Origin of the sequence: Halomonas elongata (assembly GCF_029081005.1) — a bacterium.
Lineage (GTDB): Bacteria > Pseudomonadota > Gammaproteobacteria > Pseudomonadales > Halomonadaceae > Halomonas > Halomonas elongata_B.
Genome location: NZ_JAJQTQ010000136.1, coordinates 1 through 370, shown reverse-complemented (window position 1 = coordinate 370; position 370 = coordinate 1). Strand labels below are relative to the sequence as shown.

Sequence of the window (370 nt, the reverse complement as noted above, 5' to 3'; positions counted from 1 at the left end):
CTGTGTTTTATGTTTCACCAGTTAGCGTGATTAATTATGAACCAGTCAATTATAGGATAGGCAGGTGGTCAAACATCATCGTTAAAAAGTGAGAACCGGAATGAAAAAAACCTGTCGTATTGCCGCCATCCCGGGTGACGGAATTGGCAAAGAAGTTCTGCCTGAAGGGATTCGCGTGCTGCAAGCCGCCGCACAGCGTTGGGATCTGTCGCTGAGCTTCGAGCAGATGGAGTGGGCAAGCTGCGAATATTACGCCCATTATGGCAAGATGATGCCGGACGACTGGCGCGAGCAGCTGCAGGGCTTCGATGCTATCTACTTCGGCGCCGTCGGCTGGCCGGATACCGTTCCCGACCACATTTCGCTGTGG

Annotated in this window: 1 protein-coding gene; it reads left to right on the top strand. The window is 52.7% G+C overall.

Annotated features, from left to right (window positions below; translation table 11 throughout):
* Positions 1–100: 100 nt before the first annotated feature.
* The coding region (locus LU493_RS19790; RefSeq protein ID WP_275289508.1) for an isocitrate/isopropylmalate family dehydrogenase at positions 101–370 on the top strand (270 nt) is incomplete at its 3' end.